General features: G+C 40.1%; 19 protein-coding genes and 1 pseudogene. 7 read left to right on the top strand and 13 right to left on the bottom strand.

The window, feature by feature from the left end:
* Positions 1–42: 42 nt before the first annotated feature.
* The 5 genes from MST16_RS00705 to gshB all read right to left on the bottom strand — a co-directional run bounded on the left by MST16_RS00705 (position 43) and on the right by gshB (position 5,697).
* A complete protein-coding gene (locus MST16_RS00705) occupies positions 43–897 on the bottom strand; it encodes a cell division protein FtsQ/DivIB (RefSeq protein WP_180008770.1) in 855 nt (284 codons plus the stop codon).
* A gap of 3 nt (positions 898–900) precedes the next feature.
* Positions 901–1,830, bottom strand: coding sequence for a D-alanine--D-alanine ligase (locus MST16_RS00700; protein ID WP_180008768.1), 930 nt, complete (start codon positions 1,828–1,830; stop codon positions 901–903).
* Between the two features lie 59 nt (positions 1,831–1,889).
* On the bottom strand, positions 1,890–3,338 hold the full coding sequence (gene murC / locus MST16_RS00695; RefSeq protein WP_078190576.1) for a UDP-N-acetylmuramate--L-alanine ligase: 1,449 nt from the start codon (positions 3,336–3,338) through the stop codon (positions 1,890–1,892).
* Between the two features lie 14 nt (positions 3,339–3,352).
* Positions 3,353–4,414, bottom strand: coding sequence for an undecaprenyldiphospho-muramoylpentapeptide beta-N-acetylglucosaminyltransferase (gene murG, locus MST16_RS00690; protein ID WP_171525945.1), 1,062 nt, complete (start codon positions 4,412–4,414; stop codon positions 3,353–3,355).
* 338 nt (positions 4,415–4,752) lie between these two features.
* Positions 4,753–5,697 carry a glutathione synthase gene (gene gshB, locus MST16_RS00685; RefSeq protein WP_180008764.1) on the bottom strand — a complete coding sequence of 315 codons (945 nt, stop codon included), beginning with the start codon at positions 5,695–5,697 and terminating at the stop codon, positions 4,753–4,755.
* A 323-nt stretch (positions 5,698–6,020) separates the two neighbouring features.
* Here gshB and MST16_RS00680 point away from each other — a divergent pair, with 323 nt between their 5' ends.
* Positions 6,021–6,923: a sensor domain-containing diguanylate cyclase gene (locus MST16_RS00680; RefSeq protein WP_180008762.1), complete on the top strand. Its 903-nt coding sequence runs from the start codon at positions 6,021–6,023 to the stop codon at positions 6,921–6,923.
* A 125-nt stretch (positions 6,924–7,048) separates the two neighbouring features.
* Positions 7,049–7,234: pseudogene (locus tag MST16_RS00675) on the top strand (DUF3565 domain-containing protein); the annotation flags it as partial.
* Positions 7,235–7,284: 50 nt separating this feature from the next.
* On the opposite strand, the gene MST16_RS00670 reads toward MST16_RS00675, so the two are convergent.
* Both MST16_RS00670 and MST16_RS00665 read right to left on the bottom strand, forming a co-directional pair.
* Positions 7,285–8,610: an ISNCY family transposase gene (locus MST16_RS00670; RefSeq protein WP_180012554.1), complete on the bottom strand. Its 1,326-nt coding sequence runs from the start codon at positions 8,608–8,610 to the stop codon at positions 7,285–7,287.
* A gap of 200 nt (positions 8,611–8,810) precedes the next feature.
* Entirely contained in the window at positions 8,811–9,035 is a 225-nt protein-coding gene (locus MST16_RS00665) for a hypothetical protein (protein WP_100329926.1), read from the bottom strand.
* 250 nt (positions 9,036–9,285) lie between these two features.
* Here MST16_RS00665 and MST16_RS00660 point away from each other — a divergent pair, with 250 nt between their 5' ends.
* Positions 9,286–9,606 carry a type II toxin-antitoxin system RelE/ParE family toxin gene (locus MST16_RS00660; protein WP_067765721.1) on the top strand — a complete coding sequence of 107 codons (321 nt, stop codon included), beginning with the start codon at positions 9,286–9,288 and terminating at the stop codon, positions 9,604–9,606.
* The gene (nadS, locus tag MST16_RS00655) at positions 9,599–9,871 is read left to right on the top strand and encodes a NadS family protein (protein WP_004641921.1); all 273 of its coding nucleotides are present in this window, start codon (positions 9,599–9,601) and stop codon (positions 9,869–9,871) included. The genes MST16_RS00660 and nadS overlap by 8 nt, the downstream gene beginning before the upstream one ends.
* A 1,095-nt stretch (positions 9,872–10,966) precedes the next feature.
* On the opposite strand, the gene MST16_RS00650 is transcribed toward nadS, so the two are convergent.
* The 4 genes from MST16_RS00650 to pyrE form a co-directional block, all read right to left on the bottom strand.
* Positions 10,967–11,302, bottom strand: a complete 336-nt coding sequence (locus tag MST16_RS00650; protein ID WP_035270373.1) for a type II toxin-antitoxin system HicB family antitoxin — start codon at positions 11,300–11,302, stop codon at positions 10,967–10,969.
* Positions 11,299–11,547, bottom strand: coding sequence for a type II toxin-antitoxin system HicA family toxin (locus MST16_RS00645; protein ID WP_044425274.1), 249 nt, complete (start codon positions 11,545–11,547; stop codon positions 11,299–11,301). The genes MST16_RS00650 and MST16_RS00645 overlap by 4 nt, the downstream gene beginning before the upstream one ends.
* A gap of 105 nt (positions 11,548–11,652) precedes the next feature.
* On the bottom strand, positions 11,653–12,180 hold the full coding sequence (locus MST16_RS00640) for a plasmid pRiA4b ORF-3 family protein (RefSeq protein ID WP_000537572.1): 528 nt from the start codon (positions 12,178–12,180) through the stop codon (positions 11,653–11,655).
* A 268-nt stretch (positions 12,181–12,448) separates the two neighbouring features.
* The gene (gene pyrE / locus MST16_RS00635; protein ID WP_078190583.1) at positions 12,449–13,099 is read right to left on the bottom strand and encodes an orotate phosphoribosyltransferase; all 651 of its coding nucleotides are present in this window, start codon (positions 13,097–13,099) and stop codon (positions 12,449–12,451) included.
* Between the two features lie 40 nt (positions 13,100–13,139).
* Between pyrE and MST16_RS00630 the strand changes: the two genes are divergently transcribed.
* Both MST16_RS00630 and MST16_RS00625 read left to right on the top strand, forming a co-directional pair.
* On the top strand, positions 13,140–13,958 hold the full coding sequence (locus MST16_RS00630; RefSeq protein ID WP_078193225.1) for an exodeoxyribonuclease III: 819 nt from the start codon (positions 13,140–13,142) through the stop codon (positions 13,956–13,958).
* Positions 13,959–14,587: 629 nt separating this feature from the next.
* The gene (locus tag MST16_RS00625; RefSeq protein WP_180008661.1) at positions 14,588–14,935 is read left to right on the top strand and encodes a Spx/MgsR family RNA polymerase-binding regulatory protein; all 348 of its coding nucleotides are present in this window, start codon (positions 14,588–14,590) and stop codon (positions 14,933–14,935) included.
* 104 nt (positions 14,936–15,039) lie between these two features.
* On the opposite strand, the gene MST16_RS00620 is transcribed toward MST16_RS00625, so the two are convergent.
* Positions 15,040–15,477, bottom strand: a complete 438-nt coding sequence (locus MST16_RS00620) for a DUF2147 domain-containing protein (protein ID WP_078193227.1) — start codon at positions 15,475–15,477, stop codon at positions 15,040–15,042.
* A 155-nt stretch (positions 15,478–15,632) separates the two neighbouring features.
* On the opposite strand from MST16_RS00620, the gene MST16_RS00615 reads away from it, so the two are divergent.
* Positions 15,633–16,544, top strand: a complete 912-nt coding sequence (locus tag MST16_RS00615; RefSeq protein WP_180008659.1) for an alpha/beta hydrolase — start codon at positions 15,633–15,635, stop codon at positions 16,542–16,544.
* Between the two features lie 87 nt (positions 16,545–16,631).
* On the opposite strand, the gene MST16_RS00610 is transcribed toward MST16_RS00615, so the two are convergent.
* Positions 16,632–17,201: an FMN-dependent NADH-azoreductase gene (locus tag MST16_RS00610; protein WP_078190588.1), complete on the bottom strand. Its 570-nt coding sequence runs from the start codon at positions 17,199–17,201 to the stop codon at positions 16,632–16,634.
* Positions 17,202–17,224 lie beyond the last annotated feature (23 nt).

The raw sequence follows: 17,224 nt of genomic DNA, 5'->3' as shown, positions 1-17,224 counted from the left end.
GTTTAATTTATGGCTTAAAGCCTCTACTTATAAAGCCGATCATTATGGCTTTACCGGCGCTGCATTCGCAATGCCTATGTCATCACTGGTTACAACAAACTGACCATTTACCGACTTTGCTGGCACAGAGTTTTTCCATTGAATCGCTAAACCATTTCGGTAGCGCAAATCGATGGCAGAAATTCGTGGCCATACAGGTTTTAAGTCACTGTGTGCGAGATAACTTAAACGCTGCAACTTACTCATGGTCTGATCTTGATCGACAATCACGCGTAAGCCTGAATCAAACTGCATAAACCAAGTCATTCGTTCGGTTAAATATAATTCTTTTAAACGAATGCCAACAGGTATAAATAATTGATTAATTTCATTATAGCGACGCATCATCATTTTGGACTGACTCGTCGGCCCATGCAATAACGGCAAATTCTGATGATTGGTCGGGGTTAATTCGGCAAATACATCACCACTGTCGCTTAACAGTCGCCCAGTTCCCCAACGTGCAATCGCTTGACGCGGCATCACCCGTACACGAATTGCATTTGGCCAAGCACGTGATACCACCACGCGATCGACCCATGAAATTTCTAAAGTACGGTCACGAATGACACGTAAATCAGAGGTAAAATAGTTTTCAGTCATCATCGGTGAAACGTATGACATGACTTGTTGTTTTTCTTGGGCGCTCCGCACACCCACCACATCAAGTTCAGCCACACGTGCATCCGTCATGACTTTATATAGCCCCCAAATTCCGGCAATCAAAACCACACATGCAATAAACAACAACAGCCATCCACCCACATTGGTAAGCTTTTCCTTACGTGTCGGTGGTTTGTCATGTATCGATGTCGTTGCTGCACGTTTACGGCGCATAGACGCAGGAAGTTGAGCCATAATTTAATGTGCCGCACCTGTTAAGGTTTGTTCCAAAATTGCAACACAAAGATCTTCAAAACTATAACCTACAGCATTAGCAGCTTTTGGCACTAGAGAATGACTGGTCATACCCGGAACAGTATTTACCTCAAGTAACCAGAAGTTTCCTTCTGCATCCTGCATCGCGTCAATACGGCCCCAACCACTCGCACCTACCGCTTGGAAAGCGCGTAAAGATAAAGCTTGTAGACGCTTTTCTTCATCTTCAGTCAAGCCACATGGAATACCATATTGCACATCGTTACGGTTATATTTCGCTTCGTAATCGTAAAAAGCCACATCTGCAGGCGGTTCTAAACGAATCACCGGTAATGCCTGACCATTTAAAATCACAATGGTAAATTCACGTCCGGTAATCCATTTTTCAGCCATCACGACGGCATCATGCTGGGTCGCTTTGGCAATTGCGGTTGCAAAGTCTTCAATTTTTTCAACTTTGCTCATACCAATGCTTGAGCCTTCATGCACTGGCTTGATAATAAATGGCAAACCAATTGAATCTACAATTTCTTGTAAATCTGAATCTTTGCTGACAATACGATAAGGTGCTGTCGGTAGTTCTGAACCTTGCCAAACTTGTTTAGTTTTGACTTTATCCATACCAATCGCTGAGCCTTGAACGCCCGTTCCAGTGTACGGAATGTTTAACCATTCCAAAGTACCCTGAATTTGACCATCTTCACCACCACGGCCATGAAGTACGATAAATGCACGGTCATAAGCCACCAACTCAGTCACACTGCGTTGCTGCGGATCAAATGCTTCGGCATTTACACCCGAACGCACCAATGCTTCAAGTACAGCTTTACCACTATCGAGAGAAACCTCACGTTCGGCAGATTTCCCACCTAATAACACGGCAACTTTGCCGAATTTTGAAGCATTTGACACGTTTATATCCTTAAACTTTTATCTACAGTCTAAACAAACTTTGGATCACCAAGCGGTGATCATTTTACATAGAGATTGTTTTGAGCAAGTTCGATTGAGATTGCTCCAACATTACCTGCGCCCTGTGTTAATAACAAGTCATTTGCTTGTAACACTTTTTTCATTACTGCTTGTAAGTTGCCTTCTACTGGATCGATGAGAATCGGCTCAACTTCACCACGGAGACGAATGCTTCGAGCCAACGCACGACTATCCGCACCCACAATTGGTTTTTCACCTGCAGGATAAACTTCTAATAACAACAGTTGATCGACTTGAGACAAGACATCGACGAAGTCATCAAAACAGTCACGCGTACGACTAAAACGGTGTGGCTGGAACATCATCACCAAACGGCGATCAGGATGACTTGCACGTGCCGCTTTAATGGTCGCTTCCACTTCTTTTGGATGGTGACCATAGTCATCCACCAATTTTACCAAGCCATCTTCAACTTCAAATTCGCCTTGTACTTGGAAACGACGACCTACGCCACTGAAGCTTTCTAAGGCACGTGCAATCGCAGCATCAGAAACGCCTTCATCCGTTGCAATACCAATCGCTGCCAAGGCATTTAAGATATTATGAAGACCCGGCAAGTTAATGGTTAAACGTAACGGCTCACGGTCTTTACGCAAAACTGTAAAGTGTGATTGCATGCCTTCTTGAGCCACATCAACGGCACGAATGTCATTGTCTTCATTGAAACCATAAGTCACGACAGGACGACCAATACGCGGCATAATTTCACGGATGTTGGCATCATCACCACACATCACAGCTAAACCGTAAAATGGAAGGCGCTGTAAGAATTGTACGAAGGTATCTTTCAATACATCGAAACTACCGCCATAGGTATCCATATGGTCAGCGTCGATATTAGTGACAATCGTTGCCATCGGCTGTAAATGCAGGAATGACGCATCTGATTCGTCTGCTTCAGCCACGATATAACGGCTTGCACCCAATGCAGCATTCACACCAGTACGATTTAATAAACCACCAATGACATAAGTTGGGTCCAGATTTTCTTCTGCCAACATGCAGGTCACCAGACTGGTTGTCGTGGTTTTACCATGCGTCCCCGCAACGGCAATACCATGACGGTAACGCATTAATTCACCCAACATTTCTGCACGACGCACGACAGGTGTACGGGTTTCAATCGCCGCTTTCACTTCTGGGTTTTCAGAATCAATAGCTGTTGATACAACGATTACATTGGCGCCTTGAATATTTTCAGCAGCATGACCGATGAAAACTTGAATGCCGTTTTCTTCAAGCTGAGCCGTGGTTTTCGACGCTTTAATATCTGAACCTGAAACTTTATAGCCTTGGTTTTTCAATACTTCGGCAATACCGCACATGCCCGCACCACCAATCCCAATAAAATGGATGTGTTTAATACGGCGCATTTCTGGCACTTTAATGAGCTTTTTCGCTTGATCGGCAGGCGTTGATGGAGACATAGATTACTCGAATTTTACAAATCTTGAATTAAACCAACCACGTGCTGTGTCGCATCGGGTTGTGCCTGTTGTCGAGCCTTAACCGCCATTTCCATAAGTCGTTGGCGATTCATCAGCGGCTTCAACAACGCTGTTAAACTTTCTGCGGTCATGTCCGCTTGTGGGCAAATTTTTGCGGCATTGATATTGGCCAAGAACCCTGCATTTGCAGTTTGATGGTCATCCACTGCACTTGGCAGAGGAACAAACACGGCTGCTACACCTGCTGTCGCAATTTCAGTGACGGTTAGCGCACCAGCACGGCAGATAATCAAATCCGCTGCAGAATAGGCTGCTGCCATATCTTCAATAAACGGCTGAACTTCAACTTGCATATGTTCAGGTGCATTTGCATAACGAGCCAATGTGCTTTCAGCGTTATTTTGACCACACTGGTGATATACACTGAGTGGCTGTTCTAATTGCTGCAAGGCTGCCGGCACACATTCATTTAAGGCACGTGCGCCCAGTGAGCCACCCACAATTAAAACCCGTAATGGCAACCCAGCTTTTTCACGCTCTTGGTAACGCCATGACGGATTTAAAATTTCTGTAATTTCTTTACGTACAGGATTCCCTGTGGTTACGATTTTATCTTGTGCTGGAAAGGTATTTGGAAATGCCTGACAAACAATTTTGGCCACACGTGACAACTGCGTATTGGTAAACCCAGCCACAGCATTTTGTTCATGGATAATGACTGGTATGCCCAATGCACGAGCTGCCAAGCCACCTGGCCCAGCCACGTAACCCCCAAAGCCTGCAACTGCATCAACTTTGAGTTGTTTCATATAACGCATGGCACTCAAAGTAGCTTTGAGAATTTTAAACGGTGCCATCAGCTTACGCACGACTCCATTGCCGCGTACGCCTTGGATATCAATTTGATAAATTGGAATATTATGATTTTTAAGCAGGCGATTTTCCATGCCTGTTGGCGTTGCGAGCCAAGAAACTTCACAGCCTTGTTGTTGCAACTCTTTGGCAACAGCGAGCGCTGGAAAGACGTGACCACCGGTTCCGGCAGCCATCATCATGACATGTTTCGGCTTTACTTGCGTTACTTCGGTCACTGTCTAATTCTTCAATTCTAAAAAGAGGCTAATGATATTCGATTTTAAGCAAACAATTGTAATCACAAAAGCATGACCGTGAAAGGTAATTTACTTTTTTTCAACAGGCGTATGATTGTTTTTTTCTACTATTTTAAAAGTTTAAACTAGTTTTATTATTAATCTATGAGAATTGAAAAAAAATCAGACAATTTTTCACTTTAATTGCATTCACTTACATTTTTTTGCTTTTTAAGCTCCCCTCCCCTGAGGGCAGGACAAAAAAAGAGCCCGTGGAGGACTCTTTTAAATCTAGTGCAAAATTAAGCTTTTAAACCTGCCTCAAGGACATCAAATAAATCATCGGCAATCGAGGTTCCAAATTGCGCATCAATTTCACGTACGCAGGTTGGACTGGTGACATTAATTTCAGTCACGTAATTACCAATCACATCCAGACCAACAAACACTAACCCTTTTTCACGAAGGAATGGCCCAACTTTGGCTGCAATAGCTTTATCATTTTCGGTCAATGGACGCGCCTCGCCCAAACCACCTGCCGCCAAGTTGCCACGCACTTCGCCATTTTGCGGAATACGCGCCAAACAATACGGTACGGGTTCGCCACTGATCATCAAGATGCGCTTGTCGCCATCCACAATTTCGGGGATATAACGCTGCGCCATAATCGGCTGTGTGCCGTTATTGGTCAGGATTTCAATAGTTGAACCGATATTAACGCCATCTTGGTATAAACGGAAAATGCCCATGCCGCCCATGCCGTCTAATGGTTTCACGATCACATCGCCATGTTCTTGTAAAAATTCACGAATCAGACTTTGCTGTGAAGTCACCAAGGTTGGTACTTGAAGTTCAGGGAATTGTGTCGCAAACAATTTTTCATTGCAGTCACGTAGGCTTTGTGGCTTGTTAATAATCCATGCGCCTTCGCGTTCAGCCTGTTCCAAAATATAGGTGGTGTAGACAAAGTTCATGTCAAACGGCGGATCTTTACGCATCAAAACCACGTCATAAGCAGCAATTGATTCTTTTTGTTTTTCGCCGAGTTCGTAATAGTGGTTGTAGTCTTCAAAAACTTTTAGCGGAGAAATCAAACCAAAGGCTTTGCCTTGATCGATATATAAATCTTGCTGTAATGCATAGCCTAGCTCATGTCCACGACGTGCTGCTGCCCATAGCATCGCCATTGAGGTATCTTTTTTTAGGTTTACATTTTCGATGGGATCCATCACAACAAGTACACGCATTATTCAGTGCTCTGTTCATTATCAATTTATGAACGAGTATAGCCGAGATTTTTCTTTTGTTTATTCTGATTTTGCATGTGTATGTATGGATTCGTGTGATGCAGGCGATAATTCAAAACATTTCTATCATCGGCTTTATCTCAATAATGGAAATAAGCTTTAATAATATCATTTGATAGGTCTGCATAAATAAATACCAAAGCATTGCTACCTGTTTAATTACTTCCAAATATACTTAGCCCTATTTTTGGTTAAAAAACACGTGCTTTTTATTTTTTTTAGCTATTGTGTTAATTATTGTAAATAAAAAATAGAATTCATTGATGATCAACATTGAGCAGATGGCTATCATTCTTGATGCTTTACCAGACCCTGCATTTGTCATATCACGTAGTGGAAAATACGTTGCAGTTTTTGGCGGGCGCGATAATCGTTATTACCACGATGGTTCCGGTCTTGTTGGTACCTATATTTCAGATGTGATCAAGCCAGATAAAGCCAACTTGTTTATGCAACTGATCGACCAAGCTCTAGCGTCAGGAAATCTACTCATCGAAGAGTATGAACTGAGCAATAGGGATGTAAAAGGTCTGCCCGATTATGGTCCTGAAGAGTCCATTTGGTTTGAGGTGCGCATCCAAGCTCTCAGTTTTTCGGTAGATGAAGAAGACGTTGTACTTTGGGTCGCAAGTAATATTTCAGCGCGTCACAACCTGGAAATCAAGCTGAAAGAACTCAGCCATACAGATCAGTTAACCGGTCTTTTCAATCGAAGAAAATTAGAGCATGACTTAGCATTACATTATGAGTCATACCTACGACATTCCATACAGACCTCGATTTTGATGTTCGATCTTGATAACCTCAAAAAAATCAACGACAGCAAAGGTCATCATGTCGGTGATGAGGCAATCCGAGCAGTCGCAGATATTCTTCGTTTAACGCTGCGCAAGACTGATTGCGCCTGCCGCTTAGGTGGAGATGAGTTTGTGGTCGCATTACCCAACACGGGCTGTGAACAAGCCATTCAATTTGCCAAACGGATTCATGAACATTCCAGAAAAGAATTAAGTCGGTTTTCAATAGATAACGCCCATGTCACCGTGAGCATAGGAGTAACAACCATCATGCCTGAAGATTGTACCTACGAAGATACAATTAAGCGTGCTGATCTAGCGCTGTATAAAGCCAAACATGGCGGGAAAAATAGAATTGTCGCGGCGTAAGCGTGCGGCAGAAATAAACCAAATTTCACAGTCTATTTAGCAATTTGATATTCAAGCCGTTGTGATTGCTCAGCATGAGCTCTCTCCCCTTTTCAACATAAGTTCAGTTTAGATAGGTGTCCGATATGCAGCAAGCCATTGTTGATTTTGCCTTGGATGATGAAAATCATTGGTATGCTATTTTAGCTTGTGGCCATACACAGCATGTCCGGCATGATCCGCCTTGGCAAAACCGTCCTTGGGTTATCACTGAGCAAGGACGGAACGAAAAGTTAGGGGTAATGTTGGAATGTAAGAAGTGTGATGAAGAGATGTTATTCCCAAGTAGAAATGTCCTACCTAATAACCAAATAGAAATGTCCTATATGGACATTTCCAAGTCAAGCACAGGATTTAGATTTCGTTGTTCAATCGCTGTTTTCTGTGCTTGTCTACGTGGCATCTTTTGAGAACGATTGCGTTTGTTTTGGTGTTCCAGTTGTTCATGCTGTTGTTGAATATGTGCCAGCACAGAACCCAAACGTTTATTCTCAACGATCTCTCTCTGGTTGAGCTGACTTAATTTATCAAAGATGCTGTAATTGATTTTTCTTCCCTGATATTCAATGGCTACAGTACCATCCGGATATTCCAAGAACTCAAGATACTTGCCGACCAATCTTTGATTTTCTTCGCTGTTTTCCAAGATATATACGCATTTATCATAAGTAATCGTCAAGCTGTTCGTGACCCTGCGGGGTTCACGCCAGGTAAAAACATCATCTAATTCTTCGGCTGTTTCAGCGATAGGCCGATGTAGATCCTTGGGATTAAAAGCCATCTTGGCGAATTTACGATTAAATTGCTCAATAAAGCACGGCAGCCACTTATTGGCATCTGCAATTGAACTGATGCCTTCTAAACGCATCTCCTTAATCAGACGATCCTGAAGTGTTCTATTCGCTCGTTCTACACGACCTTTGGCTTGAGGGGAGTTAGCGAAAATGATATCGATATTGAGAGTGCTCAGAACACGTCCAAACTGGGTAATCTTGGTGTCTTTCTTGCTACTTTGATTCACCCTAAAAACTGAATGTTTGTCACTGTAAAATGCCAATGGCTTACCATGCTGTTCGATATATAAACGTGTCGAAATCATATAGTCAAAGGCTGACTCTGACGCACAGAAGCGTAAATGCTGCAAGTTTCCTGTGGCATCATCGATGAATACTAGCAGACAGCATTTAGGTGCTCGACCTTCAAACCAATCATGGTGTGAGCCATCAATTTGGATCAATTCACCATAACAATCTCGGTTATAACGAGGCTGATATGGTCGTTTCAGGCGCTTGCAGCGAGGGATCCATAAATCGGCTGCAATCATCCAAGAACGTAGTGTTTCCACTGAAATATCAAATCCATGAACAGTGGTGAGCTTTTCATGCGCTAAAGTGGGTCCGAAACCATAAAGTTGATCTGAAACAATATTGAGACACTTAAGTCTGAGTTCTTCAGGAAGTTTAGAATTGCTGATTTGGCCACGAGCGGCATGGGCTAATGCAGCGGGACCTTGAGCTTTGTATTTCTGCAGTAAGCGTCTGATCTGACGTTCTGAGATATGAAGTAGCTGAGCAGCCTGAGGTTGAGTTATGCGTTGATCGCAGATTTCTTGCAAGACCGACAATCGTTTAAGTTCTTTATCCGACATAGACACCAACATATCAAACCGTCCGCTTCGATAATCGCAAAAGCGCATATTCTAAAAGCGGACATTTTTACTTTGGAGAAACCGGACATTTCTACTTTGGGCTTACAAGAGAGTTTCGTATAAGAGATTTTATGTTAAACGAGTGATGAAAAGGCTCATGAATTGTGCCTTTCATATAACATCTATTATTTAATTTTAAATTATGAATGTTGAATATCGAATACCGTACCTAATCGAGCTGATATTTTTTCAATAGTAGACTCCAATACTTCAGAGGTTAGATCTAATTTAATTTCTTCTGGATAAAGATTTAATAATTCCTTAATAGAGGGTCGCTGATTTAAAGGTAGACAATCAATTAAGGCCATCAAAAATTTAGGATCAAAAGATCTTATTGATTTAGCCTTTAGAACTAAACGAGGCATTCTATATATTTATTCTAATAATGTACTTAATGTAAATTATATCAATTAATTAAATATACTATAAATGACTTTTTGTATCAAAAAATTGAATATTTATTTACCTTTTGGTTGTAATTTCTATTACCTAAAAATCAAAATTGAAGCTAATCACGTAAGATAATTTCGGTTATGAGAAATGAGAGCTACCTTTTCTCGTTTTTTTATTCTAAAACTGCTAAAATTCTTATACGCCATTGACGTACTTGAGCTCATGTTATTCATTGAAACCAGTGTTTTTACCAAGCAAATTAAAGAGCTTGTAAGTGATGAAGAGTATCGTCAGCTCCAGCAAGATCTTTTGGTACAACCTGATAAAGGTGACTTAATCAAGAATGGTGGTGGAATTCGTAAAGTACGCTGTACTCAAGGCAATAAAGGTAAAAGCGGCGGCATCCGGGTGATCTATTATTGGGTCACAGAAGATGATCAGATATTTTTCCTGGTGGCTTATCCAAAGTCTGTGAAAGATAATCTGACAGACAAAGAAACATCGATCCTGCGTCAATTAGTAAAGGAGCAATTTCATGGATAACAACTTATTTGATGACCTGGTTGCTTCAATCAAAGAAGCTGGTGCCATCAAACGTAATGAGATAAAGGCCAGTCGAGTCACAGAGCTTGAATTGCCAGATATTAAAGAAGTACGTGAGAAAACTGGATTAACGCAAGCAGAGTTTGCTGCACGTTTGCATATTAGCGCGAGAACGCTACAGAACTGGGAACAAGGCCGACGCTATCCGACTGGTCCTGCAGCGACTTTAATTCGCATTCTGGATGCCCATCCAACTTTGATCTAAATATTTTAGATAATAAAAAACCCCGGCATCCTGCCGGGGTTTTTCGTATGGGTTCGCTCGGTATAACTCCTGTCGTACCTTACAGTCCTTGTGCTTATCTATTGTTATTCTTGTATGGAACTTCCTGTTCCCGATGAGTTCATCATAGGAAAATTCACCTATCCTGGATAGCCGCAAAGGGCCGAGTTTTATGTGAGCCAAAGCGTACAAAATAGCCTAAATTTTATCCCCAGCAATTGGGGATAATTTTGAACATTCACGCATTGATAAAATTTAAAAAATCACAAAATTGCCTACTTTTTAAACAATTTTATTGGCGGAATATATCAAAACTGCTCATAAAAAAGCCGACTTGTTTCAAAATCGACTTTTTGCTGATTTCTTAGTCATGACTAAATTTTTAAGTTATTGATATTTATATTAATATACAAGTGTACTTCGTATAACCACCATTATGTTAAATAGATTAAAATTGAGTCATTTATCTGAAAGGATTTTTAAGATATTCCTTTAATATAGAAATAATTAATAGTGTACTAATCAAAACTAGAACTGCTATAAGAATCCAAAACATACAAACCACAAATATTAAACATTAATAACACAATAATAATAATATTTTTCTGAGAATTAAGTAATTGATATTTAGATTATTTTACAAGTTCAGGTTTTTGTTAAGTTTTAATGGCTTTGTTGCATAAATATGTAAGCATCTGATTTAAATAAATTTAATTTTAGATCAAAAAATAATCAAAACTTTTAAAATCATATAGTTATGAAATCTTTGTGCAACAAAGCCATTCTTAATTGATGGAGATTTCACTTCACCTGGTAACAATATAAGCGTGTTATTTATTTTTTGGGATTTAGATGAGTTCCTTCTTCACTACTTTATTTTGGACTACTTATTTTGGCTTAGTTTTCTGTTGATTTGTTATTTATATCTCAAAAAGAGAAAAAATCGAGTCTAATCTATCTTGTAGCGTTCCTAAAATTAACATAATACACCTTATGCGAAATCAAAAAAGGGAGCTGTAAGCTCCCTTTTTTACTAATTTTTTTCAATTTTTAGATGTCAATCTAGGCTTCAATAAATTAAGCACCTAAACGCATTAATTTCTCTTGAATCGCATCGCTTACAAAAGCATTAAGAGAATTATCACTTGATGCTAAAACAGCTTTACGGTGTAACTCAGGACTAATACGGACATTAAATGTACCTTTGAATGGCTGATCGGGTTTTTTACCTAATTCAGCACAAGACTCTAAATATCCATCGACAGATTCCTGAAAAGCTTGTTCAAGAGTTTTTAATGTTTCTGCTTCATAAGTGATGAGATCACGGATAAATGCAAGCTTTCCAAATAACTCACCTGTTTCAAGATCAGGTTCAATTGTACCTAGATAACCTTTGTATTTTAAATAGCTCATAAAAATCCCTCCTGCTTGAGTGCCTGTTTTACAGATTTCAAAGCCCCACCTTTGATTTCATTTTCAGGGTGTGGCCTGTGCAGTAAAATCATGTGTTCAGTTTTCGTATTAAAAAAACGGACACGAGAGCCTGCCATTTCAAATTTTTCATAGCCGAGCTGATTCAGTAAAACGACTAAATCTTTATACGGAAATGTATTTTTTGAATTTCCAAATTTTTCCAGTAACTTTTCCGTTTTACCCATACTTCAGCCCTACTGCTATTGCAACTAAGTATAGTTACTTTTAAATAATAATTGCAACTATATTTAGTTGCAATTTCGTATAACAGCCCTTATGTTAAATAAGGTTTAAAACTTAATATCATGTGAATTAAAGTAGGTCGGATCAAACTCTATCTCTCCTATTTCATCTTCGATAATTTGCATGTAATCGTCATATCTTGGATGTTTGGGGTCTTGTAATGCATCTAAAATATCAAGATATCCAAAAATTCCTCCAATATCTTCAAATGGAGCATGATTTTGACCATCTATACAACATGGATATTTTTTATTTAAATCAGGAGATTGTCTGCTTTCTACAGTAATCAAATGTTCCCAACAATCGCCAAAATCATATGTATATATAATTTTTTTACCTACACGTAGAACTTCTTTCAATTTTTGTCTTTTATTGATCTTTTCATGCTTAATAGTCGTGAATTCATGTAAATGGCTATCTTCCCAATCAAAAGCGGATTGAATTGCCTTATGGAGCCTAGATAAAGTAGCTGCCGATGAAATTTGAATAGTTCTCCAGATTTCAGGATCACTACCTAGCAGACTAATTTTTAATTGAAAAACTTCATCAGAAGATTTGAGCTTTACAGTTCCCATAACAGCCTAGTTCTCAAAAAATAGTTTTAGTAAATCTAAAATTAACATAATACACGTTATACGAAATTCTTTAAATTTTCTATAAGCATCAATAGTTTAACTAAAGCCGTTTCAGTAAATAGCGCACTGAGACGGCTTTTTATTGATTCTTCACGTTTAACGCCTACTTTTTAAGCAATATTTCACGTTTTTTGTTAGTTAGATGCAACAATCATCATTTAAAGACGTAAAAAAGGCAGCTTCAGCTGCCTTTTGAAATCCCGAAAAATTAAATGCCGTATTTAACACGGTACGCTTCCATTTTCGCTAAAGCTTCAGTTTCACCTTTAGCCTCTAAGAAAGTCATCAAATCTTTCATGGTAATTAAGGCATGAACTGGGATTTCGAGTTCTTTTTGTACTTCTTGAATCGCAGACAAATCGCCCTGACCTTTTTCTTGACGGTCTAGCGCCACCAATACGCCCGCAATTTGTGCACCGGCATTTTTCAGAATAGTCACTACTTCACGAATCGCAGTACCTGCAGTGATCACATCATCAATGATCCAGACTTTTTTGCCTTCTACTGATGCACCCACAAGCACACCGCCTTCACCATGGTCTTTCGCTTCTTTACGGTTAAAGCCCCAAGGTACACTCACACCATGGTTTTGTGACAGTGCGACAGCCGTTGCTGCTACAAATGGAATACCTTTATAAGCTGGGCCAAAGACCACTTCCACATTATCGCATTCTGTTAATTTAGCTGCATAGCCAGAAGCCAATAACGACAATGCTTCACCGTCATTCAAAAGACCCGCATTAAAAAAATAAGGACTCACACGACCCGATTTTAAAGTAAACTCACCAAATTTAAGCACACCACGTGATAATGCCAGTTCGATAAAAGCTTGTGGATTAAATGCCGCTTGCGCTGTCATGAGGTGCTCCATTTTTTTAAGTTTGAGGTTAAACCTGAGCATGATACCAAAGAGTAGCTATCCAAGTGATCAAAAAATTTTACGTGTCGTTTCAATTAATGTGAATGGTCTGCGTTCCGCTGAAAAAAAAGGTATTTTTGACTGGATGGCAACTTCAGATGCCGATGTCATCTGCATGCAAGAAAGCCGCATTACCCATGAACAATGGACCGATAAATTTAAACCCGAAGGTTGGTTTACACACCTTTTCCCTGCAGAACGCCCAGGCTATGCCGGTACTGCGATTTATAGCCGCCTACCTTTTGTTTCAGTGACAGATGGTTTAGGTTTTGAATTGGCAGACACTCAAGGCCGCTTTATTTCTGCTGAGTTCGATTTAGGACTTGGACAAACTGCACATATTTGCTCGCTCTACCTGCCTTCTGGTTCATCGGGTGAAGAAGCTCAGGCGCGCAAAGACCTATTTTTAGGCGAATATCAACAAATTTTGAAGCAATGGCGTGCTGAAAATAAGTCAGTGATTGTTTGCGGTGACTACAACATCGTGCATAAACGTATTGATATTAAAAATTGGTCTGGGAACCAAAAGGCTTCAGGCTGCTTACCACATGAACGTGCATGGCTCGATCATATTTATGATGAGCTTGGCTATGTCGACACCTTCCGTGAGGTACGTAAAGAAGCCGAGCTTTACTCTTGGTGGTCTAACCGAGGACAAGCGCGTGCCAAAAATGTGGGTTGGCGTATCGACTACCATGCATGTTCACCAGACTGGAAAGAACGTACAGTCAATGCTTGGATATTTAAAGATGAATGGTTTAGCGACCACGCCCCTGTCATTATTGATTATAAAATTTAAGCTTCCAACAATTAATTGAGTGAACGATTGTTTACTCAATTAGAGCTTATTTCTCACATTACATGACGAATTTGTGGATTTATCTCATAACTTGAACATAGCATTATGGTCGCACGGCAAAGGGACATGTCAGGATGACATAAAAGGATTGGACGCCGAAGGAAGTATAAAAACAAACTAAATGATTTAGCTTGTTTTCAAGGATGTGACAATGGACGTTGGATTGAGACCCGCATGATCAGGATGATTAAATGCGGGTTTTCTCTTATCTAGCCCCCACATCTATAGACTCAAACATCCCCCAAATAAAACAGCTAAAAATTCGATCTGCACAGCATTTTCTTATTCTCGGTTTCTTTCTACTTTTGACTGTGCAACCTTAAGCTGAATTTTCTTGTTATTGAATCGCTTTCTTTTCTGAGCATCGTTTTGTTCTGTAGGCTATTCTAAAAGACCAAAATGTCGTTTTGATGACAATACCCAATATTTATTACATGCGACTTTTACAGCAAAACATTTATTTCTCAATCCACATCAAGATCGAGCTTTGAGCATTGATGAATTAGCCTGTAGGATAATGCTGAAGTGTATTTTTATCTTATTGTTTGAATAATTGAGGACATCTGTTCATGCTTAAAATTTATGGCATCAAAAACTGTAATACCATGAAAAAAGCTTTCGACTTGCTCAACGAATTAGGCCTAAGTTACGAATTTCATGACTATAAAAAAGAAGCGATTGATGCTAAAACCGTAAAAAAATGGCTCGATGCCAAAGGCGCTGATGTGATTCTCAACAAAAAAGGCACCACATGGAAAAAACTCAGTGAAGAAGAGCAACAGACAGCCTTAGCCAGTGAAGAAAATTTGATTCAGTGTTTAACAGCGCATAGCAGCATGATTAAACGTCCTGTACTCGATACAGGTAGCGATTTATTGGTTGGCTTTGATGAAAGCGCTTACCGTGCATTGAAATAAATTTTTTTATCACACTCATGCACGGCTCTAGTTCAATTGTGGCTGAAAATAGGCTATAAAAAAGCCTGACATTGTCAGGCTTTTTTTGTTTGAATCATGTCAAATTAGTTGGCACGAATCCATGTTTGATTACGACCTAAAGCAGCAACGCCAATAAAGCCGCGAAGCTCTAGTTTTTTGCCACCATCAGCCAATTGACCTTTTAACTTGTAAGTTTTACCTGATTGAGGATCCAAAATTGAACCGTCTTCATAGCTTGTACCACCTACATTTTTAAGACCTGTCACAATACGTAAGCCTTTTAATGATTTGTTGTGATATGGGCCTTCACATTTTTTACAAGCGTTTTCTTCACCTGGTGTCAAAACTGACTGAATGCTCGCAGAAAGCGTACCATTTTTTTGTTCAGTGAATTTTACAATCGCTTTTGGCTGCTTGGTTTTATCATCAATGGTTTTCCAAGTTGTACCATTTAGCGGATCTGCAGCATTTGCAAATGCGGCTAAACTCATCAATCCTAATGCTAGTGCAATTTTTTTCATTTTTGTTTATTTCCCTGGTCTGATATAGACGACATTAGTATCCAAAAGTCACAACAATTTATCAATTTTTGTATGTGACCGTTTAGTGTAACCTTGTAATTTGTGTTGGTAAATATGCTCACACGATTCCAAAAATAGAAAAAGATGGAAAGACAATGAAGATATCACCACTGACGAAACAACTGATTACAGAAAGCATTTTAAAAACCACAATTCGTGGACCGAGCCAGTTCAATTTACCGCCCAATACTTTACGTTTTGCTTTGGAACAAATGTGTCGTGCATTTCCTCAAAACCCGGATGTACAAATTCGTCCTATTCGCTTAGCCGGCTTAAAAGCCGAAGAAATCAAACCTCAACAGGCATCGACCCAACTCATTTTTCATATTCATGGGGGCGCATTTTTCTTGGGTTCGATGAACACACATCGGGCGTTTCTGACTCAAGTTGCGGCACGCACGCAAATGCAAGTGTTACATTTGGATTATCCTTTATCCCCTGAAGCACAGTTCCCTGAAGCACTCGATGCCCTTTTTGATGTGTATGCGGTGTTATTAGATCAAGGGGTTCAAGCCAAAGATATTATTTTGTCAGGCGACTCTTGTGGTGCAAACTTGGCGCTTGCCTTAGCCCTTAAAATTCAACAGGACCAACTTCCACAAGTCAGTGGTTTGGTGTTGATGTCACCGTTTTTAGACCTGACGTTGAGCAGTGAGTCCATACGCTATAACCGTAAGCATGATGCGCTGTTAAGCATAGAAGCCCTCGAAACAGGCATTGATTATTATGTACCACGCTCGGTCGATCGAGCTGATCCATTGGTCTCGCCTTTTTTTGCCGAGCTCAAAGGACTGCCTCCGATTCATATTCAAGTGGGTTCTAAAGAAATTTTATTGGATGATGCGCAGCGTTTTAAAGTCAAAGCAGAAGAAGCCGGCCTAGATGTCGAATTTAAGCTGTACACTGGCATGTGGCATAACTTCCAAATGTTTAGCTCTTGGTTTGAAGAAGGACAACGTGCGCTGAGTGATTTAGCCGATTTTGCACACCGACTGGATCAGGACTAATCCCTGAAAACTAATTCCCTGAAACGGATCAAAGTCACCATAAAAAAAGGTCAGCAGATGCTGACCTAAGAGGGAAATATCAATCAATTAAATGGCTTGAATTTGAGCCTGAGCTGTCGCCATTGCTTGTGCTTTCATGTCAGGTCCCATATTGACACCTTCGGCACGAATCACATCAATATCGCTAACACCTGTAAAATTAAATACGGCTTTTAATAAACCTTCTTGATAATCTACAGGGCTGTTATCGCCATACACGCCGCCACGACTGCTGGCAATATAGACTTTTTTATCACCTGCCAAGCCCACTGGACCTTGTTCTGTATATTTAAAGGTACGACCAGCAACACTGATACGGTCAATCCATGCTTTCAAAGTTGATGGCAAACCGAAGTTATACATAGCAGCACCAACCACAACCACATCGGCATCTAAATACTGTTGCAACAACTGCTCGCCTAAAGCCGATTGTTCTGCATTTTGACCCATCAAAATTTCACTGCTGAGATGTGGAATCTGCTGTACAGCTAAATCGAGATGTTGAACCTGTGCCGCATCACCATGTTTTTGCTGTAGCTGTTGTACAATTTCAGCGCTGAGTTGACGTGAAACTGAAGCGTCGCCCATGATGCTTGAATCAATATGCAGAATTTTCATGACTAAAACCTAAAGCTGTTGTT

The organism is Acinetobacter sp. YH16040_T (assembly GCF_024605785.1).
Taxonomy (GTDB): Bacteria; Pseudomonadota; Gammaproteobacteria; order Pseudomonadales; family Moraxellaceae; genus Acinetobacter; species Acinetobacter amyesii.
This window is presented reverse-complemented; position numbering and strand designations above follow the sequence as displayed.